Source organism: Labilibaculum sp., from assembly GCF_041595635.1.
Classification (GTDB): Bacteria; Bacteroidota; Bacteroidia; order Bacteroidales; family Marinifilaceae; genus Labilibaculum.
Map to the genome: position 1 here is coordinate 91,145 of NZ_JBFHJW010000007.1, position 6,000 is coordinate 97,144.

Genomic DNA, 6,000 nt, shown 5'->3' on the forward strand with positions numbered 1-6,000 from the left:
ATTGTTAGTAAAAAATTCATTTGAAATGATTAAAAATCAACCAAATTTACCAGTTAAATATTCTTCTGTTCGTTTGTCTTTTGGCATGGTAAACATTTGTTTTGTTTTTCCATATTCAACCAATTCACCCAGGTACATAAACATCGAGTAATCTGATATCCTGGCTGCTTGCGACATGTTATGTGTTACCAGAACGATGGTGAAATCTTTTTTTAATTTTACCAATAGATCTTCTATGATAGAAGTTGCAATAGGATCCAGAGCTGAAGTGGGTTCATCTAAAAGAATGATATCGGGCGTGTAGGCTAACGCTCTGGCAATGCACAATCGTTGCTGTTGTCCGCCTGAAAGAAAGGTTCCTTTATTGTGCAATGAATCTTTTACCTCGCTCCATAATCCTACTTCGCGCAAAGATCGTTCTACAATTTGATCTTTTTCTTTGCGCTTTAGCTTGATTCCATTTAAAAGATAGCCTGCAATTACATTGTCGTAAATACTCATGGTTGGAAAAGGATTTGGACGCTGAAAAACCATTCCAATTTTTCGTCTAAGGAGAATAGGATTCATTTTATAGATATCTTCTTCGCCCAAATAAACAGATCCTTTATTGTGTGTATCGGGATAAAGTTCGTGCATTCGGTTCATGGCTCTAAGTAAGGTACTTTTACCACAACCCGAAGGCCCCATAATTGCAGTGATCTTATTTTTAGCAATTCCTGCTGATACATTATTAATGGAATATTTGTTGCCTCCATAGGAAACGGATAAGTTGTCGATATTTAAAATGGGTGATCCTATTTTTTCTATTGGGTTTTGCATCATATTATTGACTTTGAACTCTTGTTCTCTAGTAATTTTCTTAACTTCTTTGTTTTCTAATACTGTACTTTCCATCTTTTAGCGATTGTTTTTGCGGTGAGATTTAAACCTAAAATTAAAATCAGCAAGAAGAGGGAAGCACTCCAAATCATGCCTACTAAGTTGGGATCGTTATAGAATTCCCATACTAAAAGAGGAACAGCACTCGATGGCTGAGTAATGTTAGTGCTGATAGCTGCACTTCCTAAGGCTGTTAGCATAAGTGGGGCTGTTTCGCCTGCTATTCTTGATATTCCAAGAATCACACCAGTTAAAATACCACTAATTCCCGAAGGAAGAATTACTTTTAGCATGGTTTTGTGATAAGGAACACCAAGGGATAGAGCTGCTTCTTTTAGGCTTCCAGGAATCATTTTTAAGGTTTCTTCGGTTGATCGAACAATAGAGGGAAGCATCATAATAGCCAGAGCTACACTTCCTGCTAAGGCTGAAAATCCTCCAGTAATTGGTTTCACAATCCAGATGTACCCAATAACTCCTAACACAATAGAGGGAACTCCTTGTAGCATGTCAACAATGAAGCGAACGATGCCTGCAAATGTGCCTTTTGAATTTTCGGCTAGGTACATTCCGCAGATAATTCCAAGCGGAATAGCTATTAAAGATGCTGCACCCACAATTAGTAAAGTACCGACAATTCCATTGGCAATACCTCCAGGAATAATCTCGTTATTTTGCACTGCAACCATTGCTTCCATGGTGTCGGGTGCTACTTTATAAAAGAAACTGAGATTGATTTGTTTGTATCCCTTTTTTATCAATTCGAAAAGAATCAGGAAAAGAGGAACACTTGACAGGAAGGCTAAGAAGATAAGCGTGTAGGTGAATAGCTTATCTTTTAGTAATCGCCTGTTCAGGCTTGAGTTAGATATCTCGGTAGATTTATTCATACTATTGATCTGAATCGGGTTAAGCCGATAATTTTTTCATTATAAATTTTCCCAGGTAGTTCACAATTCCTGTTATTACAAACAGAAGTAAACCGATTTCAACCAGAGAAGTGTATTTTAATCCTTCGGCCTCGCCAAACTGATTGGCAATTAAACTGGCCATGGTGTTGCCCAAATCGAAAATACCTGTTGGTATCTTGTTGGAATTTCCGATGAGCATGGTTACAGCCATGGTTTCTCCAATGGCTCTTCCCAGGGCAAGAATGTAACCTGCAAATATTCCTGATCCGGCATTGGGAATAATCACTGTTTTAACAACTTCGAATCGGGTGGCTCCTAATGAGTAGGCTGCCTCTTTTAGGCTTCCTGGAACCATGGATATAACCTCCGATCCTAAAGAGGATGCGTAAGGAATTATCATGATGGCCAATACGATGGAGGAGGTGAAAATACCAAAGCCTTGTGCATTTAATCCTAAATCGGCAATGACAGGACGTAAGGCGTAAAAACCCCATAAACCATATACTACGGAAGGAATTCCTGCCAAAAGATCCACTACGGATCGTAAAAAAGAAGGTAGTTTCCCATTTTTGAAGTATTCGCCTAAAAATAATGAGATAGAAAAGGCGAATGGAAAGGTAAAAAGGAGGGCTAGAATAGAGGTAACTAGCGTTCCTATAATAAAGGGGAGAGCTCCGTAAGATTCTCTTCCTTCGGTTGGATTCCACTCCGAAGAGTAAATAAATCCAAACCCAAATTCTTTAAATGATGGGATAGACCCAATAAATAAAGTAGCTACAATTCCAATAGCTATCAGAACTATTAAAATGCCACTTCCAACTAATAGGTATCGAAATAATTTTTCGCTGTTCATAAGTTTTGAGCGCTTCCTGTAAAATGAGAGCTTGCTTCCGATTCAGTCTGGAGAACTTTTTTATTGCAAGAATAAAAGTAAATCAGAAGCAAGCTCTGTATGAAATGAATCAGTATTTATTGTAAAGATTTGCCATCGTAAGTAACTTGACTTAACACCGCTTTGGCTTTTGCAACCGCAGCTTCGGGAAGCGGAGCATAGTGAACCTTAGTGGTTTCCTTTTGTGCATCGGCACTTACTACCCAGTCGATTAATTTGATGGTTTGAACGGCCTGATCGAGACTGCGTTTTTTATAGTTCTGCTCTTTATAAATGATTAACCAGGTGAAACTTGAAATTGGATATCCATCGGCAGCATCGGTATTGGTAAGGCTTACCCGTGTGTCGGCAGGTATTTCTCCTTTAGCCGAAGCACTTACCGATTCAACAGAAGGATGAATGAAGTTTCCGGCTGAATTTTGAATGCTTGCAACAGGAATTTTTTGTGCAAAAGCATATTCCGATCCGATGTAACCAATGGCACCTACTGTTTGACTAATGGTTCCGGCAACTCCAGGATTTCCTTTTGCACCGATACCAACTGGCCATTGCAGCGCTTTTCCTGCCCCAATTTTCTCTTTCCAATCGGCACTAACTTTGCTCATGTAATCGCTAAAAATAAAAGTAGTTCCACTTCCATCGGAACGGTAAACAACAGTGATTTCAAGATCTGGTAATTGAACCTCTGGATTTACAGCTGCAATTTTAGCATCGTTCCATTTGTTGATTTTTCCCATGAAAATAGATTCCATTAATTCGGGAGTGAATTTTAATTCTGGTTTTCCCGGAAGGTTGTAAGCTGCAACAACAGCTCCCAAACAGGTAGGAATATGAAGAACCTCGCCTGGCATATCGGCTAATTTTTTGTCGTTTAGAAAAGCATCGCTGGCTCCAAAGTCTACAATTTTGTCTTTCAGACTGCGAATTCCTCCACCAGAACCAATTCCACCATATGTAACCAATAGATTTTGTTCTGAAGTATAGTTCTTAAAAATCTTGTTGTAAAAGGGTTGAGGGAAGGTTGCTCCTGCACCGGTAATCGCACTTGCTTTAGCATCCGATTTCGATTTTCCTGAGCCTCCACAACTAGCCAAAAGAGCAAGAGATATAAAAGCAGTTAGAAGCAATTGAAATTTTTTCATCTTTTTAAGATTTTAGTTTAGAACGAAGTGTTCTTTGATTTATTAAATAATTTATAATTTCACGTTTACTTGTAAAAAGAGAAGCGAACTCCTCATTTCTTTACTACTACAATGATAGAAAGCTAATATTACAGGAATGTTACAGGAATGTTAATTAATCGTTATGTATTATAAGTAGCTAATTATTAGTATTTTGGGTGGTATATTTGTCACTTTTTTACTTAGTGAATCGATCCCTTTGTTAAGAAAAGATGGAGGAGGTACAAGTGCAAGTCTTCAGAAAATAGATTAAAATAGTAGTTATGAAAGTTGATTTACAAGAAGTAGCGGAATTGATTCGGAATTCAAAAAATATGATTGCCTTTACCGGGGCAGGAATTTCAGTAGAAAGTGGTATCCCTCCTTTTCGGGGCGAGAATGGATTGTGGAGTCGGTACGATCCGAAATGTTTAGATTTGGATTTTTTTCATTCGCATCCTAAAGAGTCGTGGATGGCTATTAAAACCATTTTTTATGATTTTTTTGGGAAAGCCAAATTTAATGCAGCTCATAAGGTCTTAGCCGATTTCGAACAAATGGGGATTGTAAAGGCTATTGTGACTCAGAATATCGATAATTTGCATCAGGCGGCAGGTTCTAAAGAGATTTATGAATTTCATGGCAACTCGCAAAAATTGATTTGTCCCCATTGCAAAAAGATCTATTTACCCGAAGAGGTGAATTTAGATGAACTGCCTCCTTTGTGTAAGCATGATGGACACGTTTTAAAACCCAATTTTGTGTTTTTTGGAGAAGGAATTCCCGAAGAAGCCTATGCCAATTCGCTTGCGGCCGCCCGAAAAACCGATTTGGTACTAATTGTAGGAACCACCGGAGAGGTGATGCCTGCTGCTATGATTCCCACCGAAGCCAAGCGGGCTGGAGCCACCATCATCGAAATTAATACCGAGCCCTCAAACTATACCAATCAGATTACTGATTTTTTCCTTCAGGGAAAAGCCAGCGAGCTACTGCTGCAACTGGAGGACTTGATTGGGGAGAAGAGTTAAGTTTTTGATTTTATGATGAATATAGTGTGATGGAATACGAGACTTTTGAGTATTCTTAAAGTGGATTATTGTTGCTGTATTGATTATTTGTTAAATTCGTAGATCATTAAAATACGTAACCAATGATTACTAAAACTTTTGCCTCTTTGAGAGATAATATTATTCAAAAAACAACAAATCCATTTTTAGGTACAGTTATAATTGTATGGCTATTCCATAATTGGAAGCTTGTATTTGGTGTTTTCAATTTTGATAAGTCGTGGACTCTTGAAAAGAAATGGGAGTTTATAGATGGATATTTAAAACCGATAAAATTTACTACGAATTTAATTGAGTGTCTTATTGTTTCAGTATTGGTTTTAATTGTTACCTATTTTTTGCTCAATTTTAGTAGGTTAATTATAAACTTCTATGAGAAAAAAGTGACTCCGTTTGTTTATAAGATGACGGATGCAAATTCTGTAGTTTTAAAGAGTACATACCAACAACTAGAAAAGGAAAGAGATTTACTTGAAAAGCGATTAGAGGAAGAGAGAGGTCGCAGGGTTGAGATGCAAAACGAGAATGAAAAATTAGAACAGAGAATATTGGGGCTTACTAAATCAAGTAGTAAGTTCATTAGTGAGAATGATATTGAAAATGATATGCTCAATACAATTAAAAAGGAGTATTCTATAGAAGAGTTAGAAAAATTGATTGAGGATATTGCAGGAGGTTATCCATCAGATTATACTCCTTTGATAAAGTTTTTAAGTCAATATGATTATATAGAGGAAATAGTCGGATTTGGTGAAATATCGCATAAATATAAATTTACACCTAATGGATTAAAGTTAAAACAGGTGTATTTAAAGGAATATAAGCTTAAATAGAATGTTAGATAAATATTAAGAATATTATAATAATTGAAGACGCATTGATGGAAAGTTGTGATTAAGGAATGGAAATTTTTTCCTTCAGGGAAAAGGACACTGTCCCGCAAAGTGTGACACTGTCCCGCAAAGTGTGTAAGTGATATTTCCAGGGTTAGACTTTAGTTAAGTCTGACCCTTTCTTCAAATATAGCTAAAAACTGATTGAGTATCACTCCCCAGTTTTGGATCGGCATCGTCCATTTTATGGTCGCT

The 6,000-nt window shown here is 37.2% G+C and carries 6 protein-coding genes; 2 read left to right on the plus strand and 4 right to left on the minus strand.

Annotated features, from left to right (window positions below):
• Positions 1-36 precede the first annotated feature (36 nt).
• From pstB to pstS, 4 genes are all read right to left on the minus strand, one after another.
• Complete coding sequence (pstB, locus tag ABYT26_RS03850; protein WP_372751585.1) at positions 37-819, minus strand: phosphate ABC transporter ATP-binding protein PstB; 783 nt, start codon at positions 817-819, stop codon at positions 37-39.
• 56 nt (positions 820-875) lie between these two features.
• A complete protein-coding gene (gene pstA, locus ABYT26_RS03855) occupies positions 876-1,769 on the minus strand; it encodes a phosphate ABC transporter permease PstA (protein ID WP_372751578.1) in 894 nt (297 codons plus the stop codon).
• 19 nt (positions 1,770-1,788) lie between these two features.
• Complete coding sequence (pstC, locus tag ABYT26_RS03860) at positions 1,789-2,643, minus strand: phosphate ABC transporter permease subunit PstC (protein ID WP_372751579.1); 855 nt, start codon at positions 2,641-2,643, stop codon at positions 1,789-1,791.
• Between the two features lie 116 nt (positions 2,644-2,759).
• Positions 2,760-3,824 (minus strand): phosphate ABC transporter substrate-binding protein PstS, encoded by a 1,065-nt coding sequence (gene pstS / locus ABYT26_RS03865; RefSeq protein ID WP_372751580.1) that lies wholly within the window; start codon positions 3,822-3,824, stop codon positions 2,760-2,762.
• Between the two features lie 302 nt (positions 3,825-4,126).
• Here pstS and ABYT26_RS03870 point away from each other — a divergent pair, with 302 nt between their 5' ends.
• Together ABYT26_RS03870 and ABYT26_RS03875 are read left to right on the plus strand one after the other, a co-directional pair.
• Positions 4,127-4,873, plus strand: a complete 747-nt coding sequence (locus tag ABYT26_RS03870; protein WP_372751581.1) for an NAD-dependent deacetylase — start codon at positions 4,127-4,129, stop codon at positions 4,871-4,873.
• 122 nt (positions 4,874-4,995) lie between these two features.
• Positions 4,996-5,745 carry a hypothetical protein gene (locus tag ABYT26_RS03875; protein WP_372751582.1) on the plus strand — a complete coding sequence of 250 codons (750 nt, stop codon included), beginning with the start codon at positions 4,996-4,998 and terminating at the stop codon, positions 5,743-5,745.
• The last annotated feature ends 255 nt before the right edge of the window (positions 5,746-6,000 follow it).

Excerpts from the sequence above, each read along its gene's own strand:
- pstB (WP_372751585.1), bottom strand. The coding sequence starts at position 819 with ATGCAAAACCCAATAGAAAAAATAGGATCACCCATTTTAAATATCGAC.
- pstA (WP_372751578.1), bottom strand. The coding sequence starts at position 1,769 with ATGAATAAATCTACCGAGATATCTAACTCAAGCCTGAACAGGCGATTA.
- pstC (WP_372751579.1), bottom strand. The coding sequence starts at position 2,643 with ATGAACAGCGAAAAATTATTTCGATACCTATTAGTTGGAAGTGGCATT.
- pstS (WP_372751580.1), bottom strand. The coding sequence starts at position 3,824 with ATGAAAAAATTTCAATTGCTTCTAACTGCTTTTATATCTCTTGCTCTT.
- ABYT26_RS03870 (WP_372751581.1), top strand. The coding sequence starts at position 4,127 with ATGAAAGTTGATTTACAAGAAGTAGCGGAATTGATTCGGAATTCAAAA.
- ABYT26_RS03875 (WP_372751582.1), top strand. The coding sequence starts at position 4,996 with ATGATTACTAAAACTTTTGCCTCTTTGAGAGATAATATTATTCAAAAA.